Source organism: Brevibacillus centrosporus (assembly GCF_046622605.1).
In the GTDB taxonomy this organism is placed as follows: Bacteria; Bacillota; Bacilli; order Brevibacillales; family Brevibacillaceae; genus Brevibacillus; species Brevibacillus centrosporus.
This window is the reverse complement of sequence record NZ_CP176856.1, coordinates 2053500-2076397: the sequence shown is the minus strand read 5'-3', so window position 1 is coordinate 2076397 and position 22898 is coordinate 2053500. Positions and strand designations below refer to the sequence as shown.

At 51.1% G+C, this 22898-nt stretch carries 19 protein-coding genes and 1 other RNA gene; 3 read left to right on the top strand and 17 right to left on the bottom strand.

The genetic code is table 11. From position 1 onward, the window contains the following. Positions 1-91: 91 nt before the first annotated feature. The gene (locus tag ACLIN2_RS10625; protein WP_170184422.1) at positions 92-265 is read left to right on the top strand and encodes a hypothetical protein; all 174 of its coding nucleotides are present in this window, start codon (positions 92-94) and stop codon (positions 263-265) included. A 15-nt stretch (positions 266-280) separates the two neighbouring features. Here the strand turns inward: ACLIN2_RS10625 and ACLIN2_RS10620 are convergent, their stop codons facing one another. From ACLIN2_RS10620 to ACLIN2_RS10590, 7 genes are all read right to left on the bottom strand, one after another. After that, positions 281-1639 (bottom strand): AAA family ATPase, encoded by a 1359-nt coding sequence (locus tag ACLIN2_RS10620; protein ID WP_092269427.1) that lies wholly within the window; start codon positions 1637-1639, stop codon positions 281-283. Positions 1640-1645: 6 nt separating this feature from the next. After that, positions 1646-2401, bottom strand: coding sequence for a tRNA threonylcarbamoyladenosine dehydratase (locus tag ACLIN2_RS10615; RefSeq protein WP_122925601.1), 756 nt, complete (start codon positions 2399-2401; stop codon positions 1646-1648). 68 nt (positions 2402-2469) lie between these two features. Then, a non-coding RNA gene (gene ssrS / locus ACLIN2_RS10610) (6S RNA) lies at positions 2470-2651 on the bottom strand. Between the two features lie 49 nt (positions 2652-2700). Beyond that, positions 2701-4485, bottom strand: coding sequence for an aspartate--tRNA ligase (gene aspS / locus ACLIN2_RS10605; RefSeq protein ID WP_092269430.1), 1785 nt, complete (start codon positions 4483-4485; stop codon positions 2701-2703). A gap of 23 nt (positions 4486-4508) precedes the next feature. After that, the gene (gene hisS / locus ACLIN2_RS10600) at positions 4509-5789 is read right to left on the bottom strand and encodes a histidine--tRNA ligase (RefSeq protein WP_327931599.1); all 1281 of its coding nucleotides are present in this window, start codon (positions 5787-5789) and stop codon (positions 4509-4511) included. Between the two features lie 417 nt (positions 5790-6206). After that, positions 6207-7721, bottom strand: coding sequence for a coproporphyrinogen III oxidase (locus ACLIN2_RS10595; RefSeq protein WP_411504004.1), 1515 nt, complete (start codon positions 7719-7721; stop codon positions 6207-6209). A gap of 99 nt (positions 7722-7820) precedes the next feature. Further along, a complete protein-coding gene (locus ACLIN2_RS10590; RefSeq protein ID WP_170184421.1) occupies positions 7821-7991 on the bottom strand; it encodes a hypothetical protein in 171 nt (56 codons plus the stop codon). 210 nt (positions 7992-8201) lie between these two features. Here ACLIN2_RS10590 and ACLIN2_RS10585 point away from each other — a divergent pair, with 210 nt between their 5' ends. Continuing rightward, positions 8202-10034 (top strand): SH3 domain-containing protein, encoded by a 1833-nt coding sequence (locus ACLIN2_RS10585; protein WP_411504003.1) that lies wholly within the window; start codon positions 8202-8204, stop codon positions 10032-10034. 140 nt (positions 10035-10174) lie between these two features. On the opposite strand, the gene ACLIN2_RS10580 is transcribed toward ACLIN2_RS10585, so the two are convergent. From ACLIN2_RS10580 to ACLIN2_RS10540, 9 genes are all read right to left on the bottom strand, one after another. Continuing rightward, the gene (locus ACLIN2_RS10580; protein WP_411504002.1) at positions 10175-10657 is read right to left on the bottom strand and encodes an SRPBCC family protein; all 483 of its coding nucleotides are present in this window, start codon (positions 10655-10657) and stop codon (positions 10175-10177) included. A 21-nt stretch (positions 10658-10678) separates the two neighbouring features. Continuing rightward, complete coding sequence (gene dtd, locus ACLIN2_RS10575; RefSeq protein WP_092269442.1) at positions 10679-11116, bottom strand: D-aminoacyl-tRNA deacylase; 438 nt, start codon at positions 11114-11116, stop codon at positions 10679-10681. Between the two features lie 72 nt (positions 11117-11188). Continuing rightward, positions 11189-13354, bottom strand: coding sequence for a RelA/SpoT family protein (locus ACLIN2_RS10570; protein ID WP_122959639.1), 2166 nt, complete (start codon positions 13352-13354; stop codon positions 11189-11191). Positions 13355-13933: 579 nt separating this feature from the next. Beyond that, positions 13934-14446, bottom strand: coding sequence for an adenine phosphoribosyltransferase (locus ACLIN2_RS10565; protein ID WP_092269448.1), 513 nt, complete (start codon positions 14444-14446; stop codon positions 13934-13936). 12 nt (positions 14447-14458) lie between these two features. After that, positions 14459-16813 (bottom strand): single-stranded-DNA-specific exonuclease RecJ, encoded by a 2355-nt coding sequence (gene recJ, locus ACLIN2_RS10560; protein WP_411504001.1) that lies wholly within the window; start codon positions 16811-16813, stop codon positions 14459-14461. Between the two features lie 108 nt (positions 16814-16921). Further along, entirely contained in the window at positions 16922-17827 is a 906-nt protein-coding gene (locus ACLIN2_RS10555; RefSeq protein WP_400582681.1) for a cation diffusion facilitator family transporter, read from the bottom strand. A 99-nt stretch (positions 17828-17926) separates the two neighbouring features. After that, entirely contained in the window at positions 17927-18844 is a 918-nt protein-coding gene (secF, locus tag ACLIN2_RS10550; RefSeq protein ID WP_411504000.1) for a protein translocase subunit SecF, read from the bottom strand. Further along, complete coding sequence (secD, locus tag ACLIN2_RS10545; protein ID WP_092269458.1) at positions 18834-20072, bottom strand: protein translocase subunit SecD; 1239 nt, start codon at positions 20070-20072, stop codon at positions 18834-18836. Before secD ends, secF begins: the two co-directional genes overlap by 11 nt. A gap of 179 nt (positions 20073-20251) precedes the next feature. Next, positions 20252-20488: a post-transcriptional regulator gene (locus tag ACLIN2_RS10540; RefSeq protein WP_092269461.1), complete on the bottom strand. Its 237-nt coding sequence runs from the start codon at positions 20486-20488 to the stop codon at positions 20252-20254. Positions 20489-20576: 88 nt separating this feature from the next. On the opposite strand from ACLIN2_RS10540, the gene spoVB reads away from it, so the two are divergent. Beyond that, positions 20577-22163, top strand: a complete 1587-nt coding sequence (gene spoVB, locus ACLIN2_RS10535; RefSeq protein WP_092269465.1) for a stage V sporulation protein B — start codon at positions 20577-20579, stop codon at positions 22161-22163. Between the two features lie 2 nt (positions 22164-22165). On the opposite strand, the gene ACLIN2_RS10530 is transcribed toward spoVB, so the two are convergent. Next, on the bottom strand, positions 22166-22882 hold the full coding sequence (locus tag ACLIN2_RS10530; protein ID WP_411503999.1) for a DUF421 domain-containing protein: 717 nt from the start codon (positions 22880-22882) through the stop codon (positions 22166-22168). Positions 22883-22898 lie beyond the last annotated feature (16 nt).

Below are 22898 nucleotides of genomic sequence, written 5' to 3'. Positions count from 1 at the left end.
ATCTCTCCTCTATACAAATCTTTTCCCCCCGCCAGCCCCTACATGACTTGGGCGTGTCGGGACAAACTAGCATCCATGGGGGTGAAGTCACATGGCGACAAATAAGGGTTCAGAACGGGGGAAGAACCACCCGTCCAATACCTTGTACGATCAGCCGGCAGGAACCATCGCTCACAAAGCCCGCTACGGTGCCACCGAGCAGAGCAAGCAGCCGAATGAAAATGGCGATCTGCCAAATAAGCCAGGCGGAGATGTCCGTACCTGACGAAAAGCTCTCCCTCTATTCGGGGGAGTTTTTTTGTGGCAATCCCCGGTCATCCAGTTTTTTTCGCTCTTCCTGAAATCGTTTGATATGCCTTTCGTAGCCATGGTCTTTTGGCAGGTAAAACGAATAGTTCACACCATCTGGCAAATATTGCTGCGGGACATACCCATATGGGTAATCATGCGGGTACTTGTAGCCCTTTCCATGCCCCAGCTTGGCAGCACCCTTGTAGGCCGCGTCGCGCAAATGGATCGGGACTGCCTTGTGACCATCGTTTCTGATCCGGTCCAAGGCTGCATTGATTCCATTGTATGCGGCATTGCTTTTCGGAGCTGTAGCCAGGTAGGTCGTCGCTTGTGCCAGTGGGATCCGTCCTTCCGGCATGCCAACCAATTCCACTGCTTGAAAACAGGCGGTAGCGACTGCGATGGCTTGCGGATCGGCATTGCCAATGTCCTCCGAAGCAGAAATGACAAGCCTGCGGGAAATAAAGCGCGGATCCTCTCCCGCATCGATCATTCGTGCAAGCCAATACAAGGCTGCGTCCGGATCAGAGCCGCGGATGGATTTGATGAAAGCGGAGATCGTATCGTAGTGGTTGTCTCCGCTCTTGTCATAACGAACAGCTCTTCGCTGGATAGACTCTACCGCGACATCCAGGGTAATCGTCACACGCCCGTCGGAACCTGCAGGCGTCGTGGTAACAGCCAGCTCCAAGGCATTCAACAATCTCCTGGCATCGCCTTCTGCGTAATGGATCAAATGCTCAGAAGCTTCTGGTGTCAGAGAGACCCGAAGCTCTCCCAGTCCGTTTACTTCATCCGTTAACGCTCTCTCCATCACTTGACCCAATTCTTCGTGCGTCAACGACTGTAGTGAAAAAATCTGCGAGCGGGACAGCAAGGCCGGATTCACCTCAAAAAAAGGATTTTCCGTGGTCGCTCCAATCAAAATAATCGTCCCTTCTTCTACATAAGGCAGAAGAGCGTCCTGCTGGGATTTGTTGAAGCGATGGATCTCGTCGACAAACAGCGTGGTTCGCTGATTGTCCATGACAAGCCTCTCTTTGGCTGCTTCCACCACTTTCCGGATGTCTGCGACGCCAGCCGTGACCGCATTCAATTCTGAAAAATGGGACCGCGTCGACCTCGCAATGACTTTGGCTAAAGTGGTTTTCCCCGTTCCAGGCGGTCCGTAAAAGATCAGCGAAGATACTTGGTCGGCTTCAATCGCACGTCGCAATAGTTTACCTGGAGCGAGAATGTGAGACTGCCCGATGACCTCTTGAATCGATTGGGGGCGCATGCGGGCAGCCAATGGCTTTTGTTTGCCTCCACCCTGCTGGTCGTAGGCAAACGTGAAAAGATCATCCATAGGTCACTATCCTTTTATCGGCTGCCAGTCCAACAGATCACGCACAACGACACTTGCCAGAATCAATCCAGCTACGGAAGGGACAAAGGCGTTGCTTGCTGGAGGCTGCCGCACTTTGCTAATGGGTGAATCCGGATTGGAAACGATTTGTTCACGTACATCTGAGCGGACGGTCACCGGAATCTCACGGGAATAGACCACTTTTACCCCTTTGTAGATCCCAGCCTTGCGCAGCTCACGACGAATCACCTTGGCGATCGGATCGTAGCTCGTTTGAGAGATATCGGCTACCTCGAAACGGGTTGGATCCATTTTGTTGGCCGCTCCCATGCTGGAGATAATGGGAATGTTGCGTCGTTTCGCTTCTTTGATCAAATAAAGCTTCGCGGACATGGTATCCATGGCATCTACGATGTAATCCACTTCATGCGCGAAAAATTCATCGGCGGTCTCCGCTGTAAAGAACATGTTCAAGGTAACGACCTCGCACTCCGGATTAATCGCGGCGATTCGTTCCTTCATCAGCTCCGCCTTTTTTTGCCCGACGGTATTTAGTGTAGCATGAATCTGACGGTTGATGTTTGTAATATCCACGACATCCTTGTCAACCATTACAAGCTTGCCTACGCCTGTGCGGGCCAATGCCTCAACCGTGAATGATCCCACTCCGCCTATACCTAATACCGCAACGCGGCTATTTTTCATTTTTTCCAAACCTTCGGGACCGAAGGCCAATTCACAACGAGAAAATTGATGGAGCATCTTCTTGTCACCTTTCATTTCATCCGCGAAATTATAATCCATCGGAAAAGTAGGATTCCAGCGAAAAAAGGAGCCCCATTATGCCGTGTAGCTCCTTAGTTTTGAACCTGCTCATCGCAGGTGGGTGTCTTGCCCAACCATTACAGACGTCCACTCGATGGAGGCATGCCTTTACAGTTGCGGACGAAAAACTCCCTAAACAAACTTTGTGGCTCAAAACTATCGGATTTCACGTACATCTCAGGGCTTCTTTTTAGTATTACCACTGTATCAAATCGTCATGCGGTTGTGCAAGTCGCTTACGCTTCTACCTTTTCTTCTACAGTCGTTGCGATATGCAGATCGGACAGCTGTCTTGGTGCTACGACATCTGGTGCGTTTACCATCAGGTCGGTTGCACTCGCTGTTTTCGGGAACGCGATTACTTCACGCAGGTTCGTACGTCCAGCCAGCAGCATGATCAAGCGGTCCAGACCAAGGGCGATACCGCCATGTGGTGGTGTGCCGTAATCGAAAGCATCGAGCAGGAAACCAAATTGCTCACGAGCTTCTTCTTGTGTAAAGCCGAGCGCTTTGAACATTTTCTCTTGGACATCGCGCTTGAAGATCCGCATGGAACCGCCGCCAAGCTCATAGCCGTTGAGTACCATGTCGTATGCCTGTGCACGGATTTGGCCTGGATCCGTATCGAACAGGTGCAGGTCTTCGTCTTTCGGACGTGTGAACGGATGGTGCAGCGCCACGTAGCGTTTTGCTTCTTCATCCCATTCAACCAACGGGAAGTCTACGACCCACAGGAAAGCAAATTTGCTGTGGTCGATGAGGCCAAGTTCTGCACCCAGCTTGGAGCGCAGAGCGCCCAGCGCATCTGCAACCACTTTTGGTTTGTCTGCTACGAACAGGAGCAAGTCGCCATCTTCTGCAGACAGGCGTTTTTTCAGCTCCGCGATCTCTTCTTCTTTAAAGAACTTCGCGATTGGACCTTTTACTTCGCCGCCTTGGAAGCCGATGTAAGCCAAGCCTTTTGCACCATAGCGGTTCGCGAATTTTTGCAGGTCGTCTGCTTCTTTGCGGGAATAATGACCGCAGCCTTTTGCATTGATCGCTTTTACCTGACCGCCGCCTGCAACGACACTTGCAAATACTTTAAAGTCGCTGGATGCCACGAGGTCAGATACATCCGTGAGCTCCATGCCAAAACGTACGTCCGGCTTGTCGGAGCCATAGCGTCCCATCGCTTCTGCATAAGTCAGGCGTGGGAATGGGGTTGGGATGTCTACACCAAGCGTTGCTTTGAATACGTGAGCCACCATCTCTTCCATCATCGGCAAAATTTCTTCCATCGACAGGAAAGAGGTCTCGATGTCCACTTGCGTAAATTCCGGTTGACGGTCAGCTCGCAGGTCTTCGTCACGGAAGCAACGGGCGATCTGATAGTAACGCTCCAGACCGGATACCATCAACAGCTGCTTGAACAGCTGAGGAGATTGAGGCAATGCGTAGAATTCTCCTGGATGCACACGAGATGGCACCAGGTAGTCGCGAGCGCCCTCTGGTGTACTCTTATTCAGGATCGGAGTTTCAACCTCTAAGAAACCGTTGTTGTCGAGGTAATCGCGGAACGCTTTCGCTGCTTTGCTGCGCAGATACAGGGAGCGCTGCATTTCGGGACGACGAAGGTCCAGATAGCGGTATTTCAGGCGAACCTGCTCATCTACATCGATCTCATCCTCGATTTGGAACGGAGGCGTTTTCGCTTCGTTCAAGATTTGGATGTCAGAGATATGGACCTCGATTTCACCTGTTTGCAGTTTCGGGTTGATCGCTTCCGGTGCACGGTTCACGACGGTTCCTTTTACGACCAGTACGTATTCGCTGCGGACCTTGTCGGCCAGCTCCCATGCGCCTTTGTGATGCTCAGGGTTGAATACGATTTGCACGATCCCTGTACGGTCACGGAAGTCGATAAAAATAACTCCGCCGAGGTCGCGGCGTTTTTGTACCCAGCCATTCAGGACAATTTCCTGTCCTACGTGTTCTTTCGTTACTTCTCCGCAATGTACGGTGCGATATTGCCATGACATGTTGGTAATCCCCCACTCAATTTCTAGTTTGTATGGTGTAATGTAGCGTTCAGCACGGAAACGAGCTCTTCCCGCTTGACTTCCTGCTGTTCACCCGTTGCCATCTCTTTGAGCACGACTGTGCCGTTTGCCAGCTCTGACTCGCCGATGATCGCCGTAAAACGTGCGGACAAACGATCAGCTTGCTTCAGCTGTGCTTTCATTTTGCGATCCAGGTAATCGAGCTCTGCTGCGATTCCAGCTTGACGCAGCTGGTCGACTAGTACAAAGGCTTGCGTTTTTGCCTCAGGAGACTGTACGACGACGAAGCAATCGATGCCACCTGTGATCGGCAGCTGTACGCCTTGCTTTTCCAGTGCCAGGAGCAAGCGCTCGATACTGAGTGCAAAGCCGATTCCCGGCATGTCATCTCCACCCAGCTCTGCCACCAGTCCGTTGTAGCGTCCCCCACCGCAGAGGGTTTCTACCGCACCGATTTCCGCCATTTTGATTTCAAAAGCGGTCAGCGTGTAGTAGTCCAATCCACGCACCAGACGTGGGTTCACGTGATACGGAATATCCAGTGCTGTCAGGTAGCCTTTCACGGCTTCAAAATGCGCGGCAGACTCCTCACTCAGGTAGTCGAGAATCGACGGAGCATCTTTCGTCAGCGATTTGCACTTCTCGTTTTTACAGTCGAGAACGCGCAGTGGATTGCGGTCGATCCGGGATTGGCAGTCTTCGCAAAGCTCTGTGCGCACGCCATTCAGATGTGCCAGCAGATGCTCGCGATGACGAGCGCGGTCTTCCAGCGTTCCTACGCTGTTCAGCTCTACGCTAAGCCCAGTCAGTCCCAGCTCCTGATACAATCGGATCGCAAGTCCAATCACCTCAGCGTCAATCGCCGGATCGCTGGAGCCGATCGCCTCTGCACCAAACTGTACGAACTGACGGTAGCGACCTGCTTGCGGACGCTCGTGACGGAACATCGGGCCGAGGTAGTACAGCTTGGTCGGCTGATTCGGCACACCGTACAGTTTGTTTTCGACATAAGAGCGGACGACGCCAGCTGTTCCTTCTGGACGGAGCGTCAGCGCATCGGTACTGCGCGGATTTGCCACGCTGTACATTTCTTTTTCCACGATGTCAGTCGTCTCACCCACTCCGCGCTGGAAAAGCTCAGTGCTTTCAAACAGCGGTGTGCGGATCTCCTGATAGTTGGAACGCCGGCACAAATCGCGGGCTTTTGCCTCCACGTAGTGCCACAGCTCTACGGTACCGGGCATGATGTCCTGCGTACCGCGAGGAATTTGAATACGCGTCATTCGAATGAACCCCCAATAGAATTAAGAAAATAAAAAAGCCCCTCGTCCTTGACCTGTAGCGCAAACTACAAGTCAGGGACGAGAGACTGGTTTTACTCCCGTGGTGCCACCCTGTTTGAGCGACTCTCTTCACACGAAAAGTCACTCCACTTCATGAGCCGGTAACGTCGGCATACGCCTGCCAGTTACTGAGGAAGCTGCTGCTTCAACCGTTCACTGCGGTCTTCAGGGATGTCATTTTCCAAGTCGTTATACAAAAGCACTCTCAGCCACGGTGCTTTCTCTCTGGATATCCGTCTCTTGGATACTTGTTCCCGTCATTAGATCGTTGTCTTGTTTCAAAAGCTTATTGTGAATCATAGCAAACCTGCCAACACGCGTCAACAGGCGCTTTGTAAAACTTTTTTTATTAACGATTCATCGTTTTACAGATACTGGATTACCGGAATAAATGTCGTCCAGATCTCGCAGCTTGTTTTCTACGAGGGTGCGGTACGTGTCATTGTACGTTTTCGGATCCTTCGGGTTCGGCCAACGCGTAAGCTTGCCGCTCCCTGGTGCCATCAGTTTGGACACCGCGCCACATCCGAGTCCAAGAATGGTCTGCACCTCTTCCATGATCATGATGTTATATATGCTTTCCTGACCTGGTTTGGAATACCCGACATTCTCCAGATTGCCCAAAATGTTTTTCTGGCGATACAGGTAGTATGGATCATAACCGTTCGCCGCAGTCCATTCTGACGCCATTTCCATCATTTTGCTAATCTCGTCCCGGCTGGCGACTTTATAGCGTTCCTTATTCTGCGTCATTTCAGAAGCTCGTTTAAAAGACAAGGTATGGACCGTAAGCGATGCAGGCATCAGCTTTTCAACCTCTTGCAGGCTGTGTGCCAGCTCTGCTACCCCTTCGTTCGGCAGCCCGATAATCAAGTCCATGTTGATGTTCGTAAGCCCCATCTCCATAGCGAGGTGATACTTTTCGATGGTCTCTTCCACCGTATGATGCCGCCCGATGGCGTTCAGCGTTTCCTGAGTGAAGGACTGCGGATTGATGCTGATGCGGTCAACCTCCCACCGCTTCATCACATCCAGCTTCTCACGCGTGATCGTATCCGGTCTTCCTGCTTCTACGGTCAGTTCTCTGACGCCATCCATGTGAGGGAGGGAGCGATACATCTTGTCGAAGAGCTGATCCATATCCTCCGCCGTAATGCTCGTCGGCGTGCCTCCGCCGAAGTAGATCGAAGTAATCCGTTGATCGTTTTTCGCAAGCCATTTTCCAAGCTGCTCGATCTCGTAGTGAAGCCCTTCGAGAAACGGATTTACCGATGCGGTATGGCTGCGAATGGCGTAGGCAGGAAACGTACAGTACGCACATTTCGTCGGACAAAAAGGAATGCCAATGTAGACGGACAGCTCCTGATCGATTTGATAGAGGTCAGGCACCACCTGCAGCTGTCTGTCAACGATGTCCTGCAGCAGTGACAGCTTGTACGGGCGCAGGATCACTTCCTCCTGCAGGCGCTTATGCGCTTCCTCTCGACCAATACCCGCCACGTTCATCTGATGCAGCAGCTTGGTCGGACGGATGCCCGTCAAAATGCCCCAGCCTTGTTCCATTCCTGTGTATTCTTCCAGCATCAACAGCAACGCGTAGCAAAGTGCCTGCTTCGCTGTCTTGCGCATCGCCTTTTCTTCAAGAGACACATAGCTTCGATTGACCTGATGCTCGATTCGCCGAGCACCATCAAACAGCTCGCCACAAGCCACTACGCCGTCTTCTTTCACTGTCAATGCAAGCTTTAGCTTGAGATCAGACTCATCTGTCCACTCACTGACAAAAGAGAGCTGCGGATCTTCGTAAAACAAAGCGAGAATCAGCGAGAGCTCACGCTCGAACGCGTGACCTACGCATGTAATCTGAATCATAGGTTCACCTGCTTTTCAGTATGCCACTCCTCATCTTAGCTGACCGAAAGGAAGACGGTCAACCATCCAAGTGGCACCACCTGCAAGCAATCTCGGCCTTTATTTCCTTTTTCTGCGCAAATGCTGCAGGTCTCTCACACTCGCTTGAAACTCTCTGGACATTTCCACATCGTTTATCGTCGATTCTTTTTCCAAAAAATCGTGAAAATCTGCTGAAAAAAGCTTGCGGTTCAAATCTTGTGTAAAGGTTTCCTTTTCTGACTGTCTCACTGTCTTCCATTCCTCCTGATACACGATGCAGTCGTCACTCTCCCTAAGTATTGCCGATCTTTAGGAAAATCAACCCGGGATTGACATGAGGAAGTTTGTCGGAAGTTGCAGGAAAAAAGGCGATATAAGGCGAAATAGATACCTTTGCCAAAAAGATACCAGAAATATGGGGTTGACAATCGTAATTCAGCTAGAAAGGATGTCAAAAAAGTGTTTCGTCAAAAATTCCTGAGGTCGCTCCTGACTTTTCTATGTGCCGTTTCCCTCCCAGTCACAACAGCTTGGGCCGCCGGTTCTGTTCAGGTCTCCGTGGACAAGCTCAATGTCCGTTCAGGTCCTAGCCTCCAGGATTCCATCATCACTACTTTGCCTGTCAAAACCGTGTTACCCGTTCTTTCTACCAAAAACGACTGGATTCAAGTAAAGCTGCCGAACGGCCAAAGTGGATGGGTCGCAAATTACCTCGTTACCCAGCAGCAGACCCCGACCTCCGTCGCACAAATTGAAAGTACGACAGACAAGCTTAACGTCCGCTCTGGCCCTGGACAGACCTATTCTGTCATTCAGACGATCAATCCGGGGACTCGTTATAGCATCGTTCAAAAAAATGGCGACTGGATTCAGATTCAACTCTCCGGTCAAACCAAAGGCTGGGTCGCCTCCTGGCTGGTCAAGGAAATTAACAGTGGCGGACAGACCAGCACGAAGCCTTCTCCTGAATCTTTGCCTGCAGCCAATACGGGAACTACGCCCCCAGCAAAGCCTGGTGCGGTGCAGGGAGCAAGCCTGACTCTCGAATTTGCTCCGTACGTCTATGCGACCCCAGATGCCAGCACACCTGCGATCGGCCAGCTGCATGCCGGTGAAAGCATCACCGTGCTTACTCAGCAGAACGGCTGGATTCAATTCCCGTATGACGGTGTGAATGCCTGGATCTCCACTGACGAAAACTCACTGCCCTCTCTGCCAAATACGGGCACTGGCAGTGGAACAGGAGCGGGAAACACAAGCGTGACCACTCCACCAGTAACGCAGCCTACATCACCTGCCAAACAGACTGTGAGAGTCAATACAGATGGCCTAAACCTGCGCAGCCAGGCAAACACGACAAGCGCTATTCAGGGCACGCTCGCAATAGGCAGCACCTTGACCGTTTTGGAAAAGCAAGGTGAGTGGTATCGCGTCCAGGCACCAGACGGAAAGACAGGATGGGTCGCAGGCTGGCTGGTGACTGTTTCCCAGCCAACAGCGCCGACGCCGAGTGGTCCCTATGTCACTATTATTAACCCGGATACAAATGTCCGCTCTGGTCCTGGTACCGAGCACGAGGTCATTTCCCATGTACAAACGGGGGAAAAATACGCGATCATCAACAAAGCGGGGGACTGGTTCCAGGTCACGCTCAGCAACGGCTCGACTGGCTACATCGCCGGATGGCTCGTATCCGCTAGCGGGGCTCCCGCAGTGATCAAATCCAATGAATTGGTTGGAAAAGTGATCGTCGTAGATGCCGGACACGGCGGAAATGACAACGGTGCTACAGGTGCTAGCTTTTCGACTTTGGAGAAAACAGTGAATCTGCAGGTGGCCCTTTTGCTGCGCAACAAGCTCGAGGCAGCCGGTGCCACAGTCATCATGACTCGCCCCGATGATCGCAAGCTGACCTTGCAGCAGCGAGTCGATGTGGCGGTCACCAATCGCGCTGATATTTTCGTCAGCATTCATCACAATACGCATCCGAATACAGCTACAAACGGCTCGATCGTCTTCTTCTACAACCAGGGCAGCTCCAGCAAGCTGGCTTCCCTCGTGCAAAATGAGCTTGTCAAGGCAACCAGCTACAAAGACCTTCAGTCCCGTTTTGGCGACTATTTCGTCCTGCGGGAGAACCCGGTGACAGCGATTCTGGCGGAAATCGGATTCCTCTCCAACTACAACGAGGAAATTCGTGTACGCTCCGAGAAGCAGCAGGACCTGGCTGCAGAGGGCTTGTACAAAGGGATCCTCCAGTACTTCTCCTCGCAAAATACGCAGGGCAGCTAGTATTTCCCCGAATAAACAAAAAAGGAACCCTCTGCGAAGACGGGTTCCCTCTCGTTTCCGAACGCGGACTTCCGCGTTCTTTTTTATTGCTGTTCTCATTTGGTGGCGTTCATCGCTCTCTTCGGTTACGGCTCCGAATCTTATTCCTCCGTTACCTCTGCCACAGCTTGTACGTATTTCTCGTACCATTTGGCCCATTCCTCTTTACGGGAGTCGATGGTTCTGCCATCCAGCAAAGCGATAATCACATCCAGACAGACATGCCATCCAGCGAGATCCCGCGGCGTATGGTCGGTGATCCTTGTGATCTTTTCAATCAAAACAAGCTGACAGCCTTCTGGCTCAGGATAGAGCTCAAATCGGACTATATCCTCGGCCCATGTGTACTCGAGTACGGATTGTGTCTGAAGTTCGAGGATCTTCATCTCTTCAAAGGTGCCGTTTCCCATGTCAAACTTGATGACGCCCCCCTCGCGAAGATCATCCACAGATAGCTCCGAAAACCATTTCGCCAGCTTGTCGTTTTCCGTGAGTAGCGCCCACACCTTCTCGACGGAATGCTTGATGTTCCGTTCAAAACGAGCGATATAACCATTCTCCACTTTTTGCATGAAAGCTAACAAGGATATCTCCTCCTGTCTGGCTTAGGACTCAACAATCAGTGTAACAGGTCCGTCATTTCGCAAGCGAACATCCATCATCGCACCAAAGCGTCCTGTTTCGACCTGCAGACCTTTTTCCCGCAGCTTGGCGTTGAACAGCTCGTACAACGGCTCTGCATGGTCTGGTCTTGCCGCTGCCATGAAATTGGGGCGTCTGCCTTTGCGGCAATCGCCGTACAGCGTGAATTGCGAAACAGACAAGATTTGTCCGCCCGTCTCGAGGACAGAATGATTCATTTTGCCTTCCTCGTCTTCAAAGATACGCAGGTTGGCAATTTTATCGGCGACGAACTCTACTTCCTTTTCGCCATCCTCGTGGGTAATTCCTACAAGCAGCATCAAGCCGTGGTCAATCTGTCCCACTATCTCTCCTGCTACTGTTACACTCGCTTCCCGTGTTCGTTGTACCACTACTCTCATTCTTCTTCCAATCCCTTCTCTATCACGTCGGTTCGCACAATTTGAAAACAAGAACACCCAATCCGCGAAGGATCAGGTGCTCAAAATCCGGCGAACCGAATAAATATCTTTGATACGCTTGATGCGTTCTACCACTTTCTGTAGATGATCCACATTGCTGATGGAAATCGTCATGTGGATGGTGGCTACCCGGTTTTTGTCGGCTTTGCCACTTACGGCGGCAATATTGGTCTTGGTTTCCGCTACTACCTGCAGAACATCGTTTAAAAGACCGCTTCGATCATTGCCCGTGATTTCAATTTCCACGTTGAAGTTGTGCTTAAAGTCCGTGTCCCATTCGACATCGATCAATCGTTCGGAGCATTCATCAGCCAAGACATTTGGACAGTCCAGCCTGTGCACGGAAACCCCGCGGCCTCTCGTAATGAAACCGATGATCTGATCACCTGGGACCGGCGTACAGCAACGGGAAATACGCACAAGCAAATTGTCTACACCGCGCACCTTGACACCAGACTCGCTTTTGGTATGCTGCGGGTTCGGCTTGTATTCAGGAATGACTGGATTTTGTTCTTCTCGCTCCCGACGCAGCTTGTCGACCAAGCGTGTCACGATCTGAGAAGCCGTAATCCCGCCATAGCCCACGGCGGCAAACATATCCTCGGCTCCCTGGAAATTAAAACGGGCAGCCGCTTCCTTCAGATTGCTTTCCGTCATCGCATCTTTAATATCAAAATTGCGGGCTTTCACCTCAGCCTCGACCATCTGCTGGCCCTTGGCTACGTTTTCTTCCCGCTTCTCTTTTTTGAACCATTGTTTGATCTTGTTGCGAGCATGAGCGGACTTCGCCATTTTCAGCCAATCCTGGCTAGGACCGTACGAATGCTTGGAGGTTAAAATCTCAATGATGTCGCCTGTCTTCATCGCGTAGTCGAGTGGCACGATCTTGCCATTTACTTTGGCGCCAATCGTCCGGTTCCCGACTGCCGAGTGAATCCGGTAAGAGAAGTCCAATGGCACGGAGCCTTTGGGCAGCTCGACGACGTCTCCCTTGGGGGTAAAGACAAAAACGGTATCGGAGAACAGATCCTGCTTGAGACTTTCCATGAATTCCTGAGCGTTTGGCGCTTCCTCAGACCCGCCTTCGATCATCTCACGCAGATTTCCCAGCTTTTCCGCGAAGGATCCCTGAACGACACTCTTGCCTTCCTTGTACGCCCAGTGCGCAGCAATCCCGATCTCTGCCGTCTGATGCATATCCCATGTGCGAATTTGCACTTCCAACGGCTCGCCTTTTGGTCCGATTACCGTCGTATGCAGGGACTGATACATATTGGTTTTCGGCATCGCGATATAGTCCTTGAAACGACCTGGCATCGGCTTCCACAAGGTGTGCACAATACCGAGCACGGCGTAACAGTCGCGAATGTCATTCACGATGATCCGCAAAGCCAGCAGGTCATAAATCTCGTTGAACTGCTTGTTCTGCCTGGTCATCTTTTTATAAATGCTGTATATATGTTTTGGTCTTCCCGAAATTTCCGCCTCGATATTCAGCTCGCCCAGCTTTTCCCGGATGGTGTCTGATGCTTCGTTGAGATAAGCTTCACGCTCTACCCGCTTTTTCTGCATCAGATTAACGATCCGGTAGTACTGCTGCGGATTTAGATAGCGAAGTGCTGTATCCTCCAGCTCCCATTTGACGGAGGCGATCCCGAGACGATGTGCCAGCGGTGCAAAGATCTCGAGTGTCTCATCGGAAATCTCCCGCTGTTTCTCCTCCGACATATGCCGCAGCGTTCGCATATTGTGCAGGCGGTCTGCAAGCTTGATCATAATGACCCGAATATCCTGAGCCATAGCAATTAGCATCTTGCGGTGGTTTTCCGCGAGCTGCTCTTCTTTGGATTTGTATTTAATTTTTTCCAGCTTGGTAACGCCATCTACCAGAAGCGCCACATCCGGCCCGAACTGCTCCCGGAGGTAATCAAGCGTGATCTCCGTGTCTTCCACCACATCGTGCAAGAAGCCTGCTGCAATCGTAACCGCATCCATATGCAAGTTTGCCAGGATGCCTGCGACCGCAATCGGGTGCATGATGTAAGGAACACCTGATTTTCGCACCTGACCTTCATGAGCTTTCTCGGCCAGCTGATAGGCTCTGGTTATCAGATCTAAATCCGCTTGAGATAAATATGTGCTCGCTTTTTTTACTACCTCATCAATGCCGGTAATCATAGTTCCCTTCCCTTATCCTCTCATTAGAAAACTTGGCTATGCCAAGCCTCGGGCGTAGCCTTAGTTGCACTTATACTGGATAGGAAACTTATCCATCCCTATCTATACAAGAAATCCTCTAGTAAGGCCTCCACAAGGATGAATGACCACGTTGTAGAGGAAGGATATACCGCAGCCATGCCTGAAGCGAATGCTGAGGTACGAAAATCAGGCAGTTGGTACCACTACTAGTATTAGCCTGCCAGACAAGCATCGCCAGGAAACGATAGTATAAAAAAAAAGTCCTGCGAAGCCGGTTCACAAAATCGGTCATGCGTTAGGATGGAAAATGAGAATCATGTCTATTTCATACTATTATCTTGTAAGTCGTTCGTATTGTAAAGCCGTATTCCCCTGTAAAGTATGAACAGTATTAGAAAATTAGAAAACTTGGCTGTGCGGGGCTTTTTGGCACAGCCTTTGCCGCACGTATACTGGATAAGAATCCCTTCATTCTTGGGCACTCTTTCCTTTGAGGATATTAAATCCTTCTTTATAAAACAAAAAACGGGCAATTTGCCCGTTCTTGCTTGCTCCTCCTTAGTATTGCACCAAGGATTTCACAGGGATATCTCCGATTTTTTTGCGTCCATCCAAGTAGGACAGCTCGATAAAGAATGCCGCACCTACGACTTTTCCGCCCAGCTGTTCCACCAGCTTGATAGTCGATTCGATCGTACCGCCAGTCGCCAAAAGATCGTCAGCGATCAGCACGCGTTGGCCAGGCTGGATGGCATCCACGTGAACAGCCAATGCGTCTTTCCCGTATTCCAGGTCATACTCTGCCTTGATGGACTCGTATGGCAGCTTGCCGGATTTGCGGATCGGCACAAAACCGATGCTCATTTCATAGGAGAGCGGTGCACCCACTACAAAGCCACGCGCTTCCGGTCCTGCAATGACCTCAGCATCCACTTCACGAGCAAATTCCGCCAGATCCTGGATGGCAGAGCGATAAGCCGGGCCGTCTTTCAGCAAGGTAGTAATATCTTTAAAACGGATCCCAGGCTGGGGAAAATCGGGAATAACGCGAATGTACTGTTTATAATCCATGAAAAATTCCTCCTAAACGGTGGCTGTTTCCACCAACTGATGAAACGTTCGAATCAAATCCTCTGAAGAAGAGAGCAGCAGCTCAGTTGCCAGCTCCGCTTCTTCCTTCCAAGCCTGATAAAGCAAAGAGCTTTCCAGCGGTCGTTTTTCTCCCGGGTTTTGCAGTCTGTACTGATCTGGCTCTTCTGCCAAGAGGCCGAGCTCCATAAAAATGGCGATCATACCGTCCAGCAAGCTGCGCTTCCACTTCAGTCTTTTCGCCAGGGCATCCAGATGAATCTGAGGGACGACAGGCACTTGGACCAAAAACTGGTACAGCTGTTTAAAATGCTCCCTACCCGGGCAGGAAAGCCTTTCCATTCCGAGATCAGGATCACCGAACAAGCAGTAAATGCGCTCCGCCTGTCTCACCTGAGCCAATATGGCGGTGAGCTCGGAACGTCGTTTTGGCAAATCGTAAAGGATGACAGTTTGCAGGGCAGGGAATAGGTCCTTCATGTCTCCTGCACCTACATATAACACGGAATTCGATTGCTCCGGTAATGCCTTTGCCGTGAAGCTCGCATAGCTTTCTTCTCGAAAGACAACGGTCCAGGAAGCAGGTTCCTCCACCAGCTGGAGCCATTTCTCCCACTTGTCCCGGCTTCCCCGCCAATCGAATACTTGCTGATGGGGTACGGACATGTCTCGTATGGTCAGCTGCGGCTTGCGATTCCCATTCCATTCGTTTACGGAGAGCTCGCCTAGCACGCGGAATTTCGCTTTTGGCGTTACCTTTTTCGTTACATGCGCCCAGTTGAAGCCGATCGCATCCACCGTCGTTCCCTGCTTTTGCAAGGAGCATTTCAGATGATTGTCATCGCGGCCAATCGTCCGCATGCCCACGCTCTCCACGTCCTCTAGCATAACGAGTGGCGTTGGGTTCCCCATTCCGTACGGTGCTAGCTGTTCCAGCTGCTCTGCCGCGTCGAGACTGACTTCCTGTATGTCCATGGCTACATCCACCTTGGTCAGCGGAGTAAAGTCATCGGCCGTCAGCCACTCCTTTGCCAGCTCATTTAAGCGCTGGCGCAAAGGGTCGAGATTCTCCGTAGGCAACGTCATACCTGCAGCCATCGTGTGGCCCCCGTAATGCGGCAGCCACTCTTTGCATTCGGTCAGTGCCTCGTACAGATCAAAGCCAGCGATGCTGCGGGCAGAACCTTTTGCCGTGCCTTTGACCGGATCGATTCCTAATACAATCGTCGGACGGTAAAACTGTTCGACCAACCGGGATGCGACAATCCCGACGACACCGACATTCCAGCCTTCTTTTGCCACGACGAGAACACGATGCTCATCAGGCGGGTAATGCTCGCGGACCATCTGGATGGCTTCCTCTGTCATTGTCTGAACCAGTTCCTGACGCTCTCGGTTGAGATCATCCAATGCCTGCGCACACTGTTCTGCCTCGTCCAGATCCTCGGTAGTCAAGAGCTTCACAGCAGATTCTGCGGTCTCCAAGCGCCCACTCGCATTTAATCGCGGTCCCAGAGCGAATCCTACATGCCCTGCTGACAGCTCACTGTCTGCAAGCCCGCATACGCGGATCAATGCCTGGAGTCCGACATTGCGCGTCTGGTTCAGCCTCTTCAGACCGGCTCGCGCCAAAATGCGGTTCTCATCAACCAGCGGAACGAGGTCTGCAATCGTTCCTACTGCCGCTAGATCCGCCAAGTGAAGCGGAGCCTCTCCGAGCAGGGCATGACCCAGCTTGAAAGCTACGCCAACACCTGCGAGCATATCAAATGGATAGGAGCAGCTCGGCTTTTTCGGATTAATCACAGCAAATGCCTCCGGAATCACAGCCGGAGGTTCATGGTGGTCGGTTACAATGATCTCAAGACCCAGCTGGTTGGCGTATTCCACCTGCTCTACCGCACTGATCCCGGTATCGACTGTCACGACCAGCTTGTAACCCTTCTCGTGCAAGTGAGCCAACGCGTCTTTATGTAACCCATATCCTTCCGTAAAACGGTTAGGGATGTAGTAATCAAAAACCGCGCCCATTTGGCGCAACAGATGTACCATGAACGATGTCGAGCTGACACCATCCGCATCGTAATCTCCGTAAATACAGATCGGTTCCTTCTTCTCGATGGCTTGCCGGATTCTGTGCACACTCTGTTCCATACCGTCCAGCAGGAACGGATCGTAAAACAGCTCCGGGCCAGCCTGCAGAAAATCACGAGCCTTCTGTGGTGAGTCAATGCCGCGAATCACCAGCAGCTTGGAAACGAGCGGGGTCAATCCGCACTCGACAGCAAGTGCTGCCGCCAATTGCTCGTCGTAAGCAGCCAGTTGCCAGCGTGTTTTCGCTTTCAACAATGAGCACACCTCCAATCCTCATTCATTATAGAGGATGGAGCAGGAGACTGACAACTGCGTAAAAAGCCATCCGCAGTAGCTGTTTCATGGAAAAGGAGCATCAGTATTCTACACTTGTCTATCCGAGCCTGCATCAAAGGGATTGATGTGGACGAATACGTCACGCACCTGTGAAAACTTTTCCAGCAGCGCATGCTTGACCTGCTTGCCTATACGATGGCCTTCTTCCACCGTCATATGCGGATCTACCCCGATCTTCACATCAATAATGAGATAATGGCCGTGTTCCCTGGCTCGCAGCGAATCGACTCGCAAAACACCCTTCACGCCCTCTATGCACTCGCGAAAAGGCAATGCATCATCCTCGTGAAGCACATGGTCCAGAGTACTGTGAATGGATTCCATCAAGATATTGTACGACATTTTCAGAACAAGAGCGGAGACGAAAATACCAGCAGCCGGATCCAGGTACAGCATCCACGAAACGCCTGCCCGATCCCCTAATATGGCTCCCCCAATCCCTACGAGCGCCGCAAAAGACGAATACACATCCGAGCGATGCTCCCACGCATTCGCGATCAAAGATTGGCTGTTCAGCTTTTTACCGAGGTTGTACTTGTAACGAAACATCCACTCTTTGACGATCATGGAACCGATCGCAGCCCATACAGCCAAAAAACCAGGAGCTTCTACTGGGGCAAAGAACGACTTGATGGACGACATCCCAATCTCAAATCCGACGATGGCCAGCAGCACTGACACGATGATCGCAGAGACAGACTCTGCCTTCCCGTGTCCATAGGGATGATCTTCATCCGGAGGACGTTCCGCTGCACGCAAGCCAATCAAGACAGCCACCGATCCAACCACATCTGAAGCCGAATGAACAGAATCCGCAATGAGCGCTTGTGACTTGGCAGCGAGTCCAATGACGAGCTTTACGGCTGCCAATGCGAGATTCCCCACGATCCCGACCCACGCCCCAAACTGCGCTTTTGCCAATCGATCATCCACGATCGTAATGCCCCCTTTGTCGAAAACCCTTATGAGAGTAGAAAACCGCGGGGAGATCCCCCGCGGCACTTCGGTTACGCTGATGGGAAAGCTGTTCTCTTACGAGTTTGCTTTCTTCTTTAGCATATTCCGTTCTTTTAAGTTTACCCAAATTTGCGCTGCGATAAAGATCGAAGAATAGGTACCGCTCACCAGTCCGAACAACAGAGCCAGGGAGAAGTTGCGAATACTTTCGCTCCCCAATATAGCAATGGCCAAAACGGTAAAGAACACAGTCGCTACCGTGTAAACGGAACGACGCATGGTTTGCCAGAGGGATACGTTGACCAGATGCTCCAGATCTTCGACACTTTTGGACTTCATGGTTCTCAGATTTTCCCGAATCCGGTCAAAAATAACGATTTTATCGTTGATTGAGTAACCCAGAATGGTCAGCAATGCTGCGATAAAGGTCAAGTCGACCTCAAGTCCCAATACCGAGAAGATGGCAATCGGAATGAACACGTCATGCAAAAGACCCGCGACTGTCGCCACCCCGAAAAGCCATTGGAAACGGATGGCAACGTAGATAACAATCCCGACAGCAGCGATTGCGACCGCAATAGCTGCCTTTTTCACCATTTCCCTCGCGATACTCGGGTCAACTGTGGACACCTGTTTGTTCACTTGGTCTCCATACTTTGCTTTCAACGCTTGCTCAACCGTACTCATCGTATCGGAGGAAACCGTTTGATCAAAGCGAGTGAAAGCTTGATACGTACCATAAGTCGTTACTGGGGAGAAAGTCACATTCGGGATTTTCTCCTTGATAACCGCCTCTACATCAGCCGGCTTGAACTCTTTCCCGATGTAAAGGTCAAGACGAGTACCTGCCTTAAAATCTACGCCCAAGTGAAGTCCTTGGATCAAGATGAATAGCAAGCCTAAAATGATAATAGCGGAAGATCCGATAAAAAACTTCCGTCGGTTTTTTACGATGTCAAATCGGACAACCGTGTCTTGATTATTAAAGCTCACCGATCTCACTCTCCTTTACTCCGAACCAGAACGGCTTTTTAAACATGTTGGAGCGGACTACCAGCCAGAGGAGGAATCGAGACCCGAACACGTTGGTGATGATACTCACAACAATCGTCATGGCAAGGACAACCGCGAAGCCTTGGATGGAGCTTGTCCCGAAGTAGAAAAGTACCCCAGTTGCAATCAAGGTCGTGATATGCGCGTCCAAAATCGTGATCAAGGAACGGCGCTCACCTGCACGGAAAGCCGACAGGATTGTTTTGCCAGAACGGATTTCTTCTTGAATTCGCTCGTACGTAATGATGTTCGCGTCCACAGCGATACCGATCGAGAGAATGAAACCAGCGATACCTGGCAGCGTCAGTGTAGCATCCATCCAGTCCAGAACAACCAAACAGAAGTACGTGAAGCCCGCCAAAGTAATGTTTGCGATCATACCTGGCATACGGTACACGAGCACCATAAACAGGAAAATCAAAGCGGCACCGATATAACCGGCATAAATCGTTTTTTGCAGAGCAAGAGCACCCAAGGAAGCTCCCACAGAGGTTACCTGCTTCTCAACCAGCTTGGCAGGCATCGCCCCAGAGTTCAGCAGGTCAGCCAGCTCTTGTGCGGATTCCTGTGTGTAGTCCCCAGTGATTTGTGCACTGCCACCCGTAATGACCGACTGAATGGTCGGGTTGGTTTGCAGGTTTTCATCCAGGAAGATCGCCATGCGTTTATGCAGATTTGCGCGCGTAACATCTTCCAGTTTTTTCGAATCAGAGAATTTCACTGTTACCAATGGGCGTTTCAAATCATCGTAGCCGACAGCCGCACCATTTGGAGCCAAGTCGCTACCGCGGAGAATGACTTTACCCGATTCGTCACGGAAAGTCAGAACTGCAGGTTTACCGATCAGCTCGCGAAGCTTGTCCTGGTCGGCGGATTGTGAAGCGATCTTCACACGGATACGGTTCGGCAATTCTGTATCGATAACAGGCTCCACCACGCCGCCAATGTTAATCCGTTTCTCAATCATGTGTGCGGTTGATTTGAGCAATTCAATATCAACCTGGTGTCCAGCTTCTAGCGGCTCTACTTCATACAGAATTTCAAAACCGCCTTGAAGGTCCAGACCGAGTGTGATCTTGCCTGCCACCTGCGTGGTCGTCGTTGCTACCAATGTACCTAGCAAGGCTACAACAACCAGGAACAGGAGGAATCTTCCCCATTTTATCATCGCAGTAATACCCCTCTTTCGTAACAGGGTCCCGTCCCTTGACGAGAAACCAGTATGCCCATTATAGCGAAGTATGAAAAAACGTGTCAATTATTGCTGGAAAAGCGAACCATGGTAACCAACCCCTTGCCGTTGCATGCACATTTCCGTTCATACGAATGTGCGACAAAGAAGTTTCATTATGAGTTTTTATACATTTGAATCATGAGGTAATTCATGTACTTATTGGGTTTTAGGGACAGAACATCGTTGACTAGGCGATGCATCGGCGGGATCTCCTTGTACGGATGGCTGACGCATTCCCATATGTCTTTTGCTGTCACATTTTCATAGCCAAGAAAGGAAAATTCTTCAGCTTTACTCTGGCAAATCTCTGAAACCTGCCGAAACCAACCATCTTTTTCCGCTTGGTCCATCTTTTGTTTCCCTCCCCAAAGTAGTCATGCCGACTGTGGCACGTCCATATTCTTTAATAAGTGAATTTCCTTTGCAAAGGAGCCCTCCATGAGACAGTCATTCTTTTACGGGACGGTTATCCTCATCATCGCTGGCGGCATCACGAAAGTATTTGGCTTTGCTCACCGAATCGTTCTCTCCCGCATCATTGGTGCAGAAGGAATGGGGCTCTATCAAATGGTCGTGCCCCTCTTGTACTTTCTGATCACATTGACCACATTTGGGCTGCCTGTTGCAATCGCCAAGCAAGTTGCAGAAACCGAAGCGGCCAACAACCCCCGACTGACGCGCCGCTTTCTCCTCCTGGCGTTGTCCGTCGCAGGTGGCATCAGTCTCGTCATCTGCTCCGTTTTGCTGCTGTTTTCCACGTGGATCGCGAGCGGCTTGTTTGCCGACCCTCGGGCTCACATCGTGATGCTGGCCGCCATCCCAGTGATCCCTATCTCCAGCATTTCCCTGGTCCTTCGCGGGTACTTCCAAGGCAAACAGAACATGATACCTACCGCGGTTTCACAGCTGATCGAGCAGATCGTTCGAATGGCGCTCGTCGTCGTGATGACCATCTCCTTTATGTCGCATGGCGTCGAGTATGCAACAGCAGGAGCGGTAGCCAGTATCATTTTCGGGGAAGCAGCTGGCCTCCTTTACATCCTGTGGCAGTATCGAAAAGGCAGCAAGAAGACGGCTGCGCTGCTCCTGAGAAAGCCTTTCCTACAAGGAGTCTCCGCACACAGTGCAAGCCTGCGCCAACTGATTCATGTCGCGCTTCCTGTAACGATGAGCCGCATTATTGGCTCGATTGCCTACGTCCTAGAGCCAATGCTTGTACCTCTTGCTCTGGTCATGGCCGGTTTTACGACTGCAAATGCCACCGGACTGTACGGGCAGTTTGCAGGAATGGCCGTACCACTCTTGACGTTCCCGACTTTTCTTACGTATTCCTTATCCGTTTCCCTCGTTCCTGCCGTTGCGGAAGCCGCCTTTCAAAATAATGCTCCCCTCGTGCATCGACGCATCTATCAATCAATGCGGATTACACTCGTGATAGGAGCACCGTGCACGGTATTGCTGACCGTTTTTGCGGAGCCGCTTTGCGGCCTGATTTACGGTGAACAGTTTCATGAAGTCGGATATTTGCTAAAACAGATGGCGCCTTTTTCTGTCTTCCTCTTTTTTCAAGCACCGCTGGCAGCCGCTCTGCAAGGCCTTGATTACGCCCAGGTCGTCTTTCGCAACACCCTGATCGGCGCCATCGTCAAAACCGCTGCCATGTTTCTCTTTACCGCCCAGCCGAGCTTTGGAATTTACGGCACGGTCATCGCGCTGAACATCGGTATCACCCTCGTGACCCTTCTCCACTTTGCGAGTCTGATCAAAAAAATTGGATTTACAATCGATGTCAAAGAGTTCGGAAAAATCGGTGCAGCCATGCTCGCCATGGGTTACTCCGGATCCTACATGGCGAAGCACTGGTTTACGGATGTTACGGTAGGACAGCTTCTGCTTGCCTGCACAATGGCAAGCACGGTGCTCTACGTCGTGCTCCTCGTTGCGATGAGAGTTCTGGGAAAACAAGACGTTCGCCGAATCCCCTGGATTGGCGAGCAGCTGTCCATCTTTTTCCCCCGCCGCTAGAGCTATTGCAGCGGCGGTTTGTCTTTTTTGTCGAGATAGATGATCCCATGTTCATCGATACTGCAGAAAGATACGTCCCGGATATCCCGAATACCGTACTTTCGTATCTCTCGTTTGAGCCACAGCTCGTTTTGTCCGATTTTGTTCAGAGCTTCCTTGCGAATCCGTCCGTCCAGGATCAAGGGAATGGGCAGTCCTTTATAAGATACGGGTCCAACCGGTTCCCGTTCAAATAGCCCTAGATCCTCACGGGTGACAGGATCTTTGCGCTCTTTTAAAAAAACGCTCATTTGGCCGGTTGGCTCCAGCAAGGCAAATTCGACGTCTGCAATGTTTTTGACGTTTTTTTGGCGCAGATGGACCATGAGATCGTCCATGTTCAGCCGATTACGCTTCATCGCTGCTTCCCGAATTTCCCCATTCTCGATGATGAGATCCGCCGATCCGTCTACCACATCCCGGACTTTTTTGCTTTTCAGCGAGATGTACGCCATGAGAAACTCCAGAAGTCCAATCAGCAGCATCGGTATGTAGAACAGTATCGCTGGCTTCTCGATTTCCTCGATAGCCAGAACTGCCATTTCCGCTAGCATAATGGAAATGACAACATCAAATACAGACAGCTTCCCCAGCTCCCGTTTCCCCATCACGCGCAGCATCAACAGGAGAAAAAAGTACGAAAACAGGGTGCGTAGTAACGCTGTTGTCATGTCTTCCATGCGAAACGCCCCCCAC

What these genes read in the sequence shown, in the direction of transcription:
- ACLIN2_RS10625 (WP_170184422.1), top strand. Translation starts at nt 92, where the DNA reads ATGGCGACAAATAAGGGTTCAGAACGGGGGAAGAACCACCCGTCCAAT.
- ACLIN2_RS10620 (WP_092269427.1), bottom strand. Translation starts at nt 1,639, where the DNA reads ATGGATGATCTTTTCACGTTTGCCTACGACCAGCAGGGTGGAGGCAAA.
- ACLIN2_RS10615 (WP_122925601.1), bottom strand. Translation starts at nt 2,401, where the DNA reads ATGCTCCATCAATTTTCTCGTTGTGAATTGGCCTTCGGTCCCGAAGGT.
- aspS (WP_092269430.1), bottom strand. Translation starts at nt 4,485, where the DNA reads ATGTCATGGCAATATCGCACCGTACATTGCGGAGAAGTAACGAAAGAA.
- hisS (WP_327931599.1), bottom strand. Translation starts at nt 5,789, where the DNA reads ATGACGCGTATTCAAATTCCTCGCGGTACGCAGGACATCATGCCCGGT.
- ACLIN2_RS10595 (WP_411504004.1), bottom strand. Translation starts at nt 7,721, where the DNA reads ATGATTCAGATTACATGCGTAGGTCACGCGTTCGAGCGTGAGCTCTCG.
- dtd (WP_092269442.1), bottom strand. Translation starts at nt 11,116, where the DNA reads ATGAGAGTAGTGGTACAACGAACACGGGAAGCGAGTGTAACAGTAGCA.
- ACLIN2_RS10570 (WP_122959639.1), bottom strand. Translation starts at nt 13,354, where the DNA reads ATGATTACCGGCATTGATGAGGTAGTAAAAAAAGCGAGCACATATTTA.
- ACLIN2_RS10565 (WP_092269448.1), bottom strand. Translation starts at nt 14,446, where the DNA reads ATGGATTATAAACAGTACATTCGCGTTATTCCCGATTTTCCCCAGCCT.
- secD (WP_092269458.1), bottom strand. Translation starts at nt 20,072, where the DNA reads ATGATAAAATGGGGAAGATTCCTCCTGTTCCTGGTTGTTGTAGCCTTG.
- ACLIN2_RS10540 (WP_092269461.1), bottom strand. Translation starts at nt 20,488, where the DNA reads ATGGACCAAGCGGAAAAAGATGGTTGGTTTCGGCAGGTTTCAGAGATT.
- spoVB (WP_092269465.1), top strand. Translation starts at nt 20,577, where the DNA reads ATGAGACAGTCATTCTTTTACGGGACGGTTATCCTCATCATCGCTGGC.
- ACLIN2_RS10530 (WP_411503999.1), bottom strand. Translation starts at nt 22,882, where the DNA reads ATGGAAGACATGACAACAGCGTTACTACGCACCCTGTTTTCGTACTTT.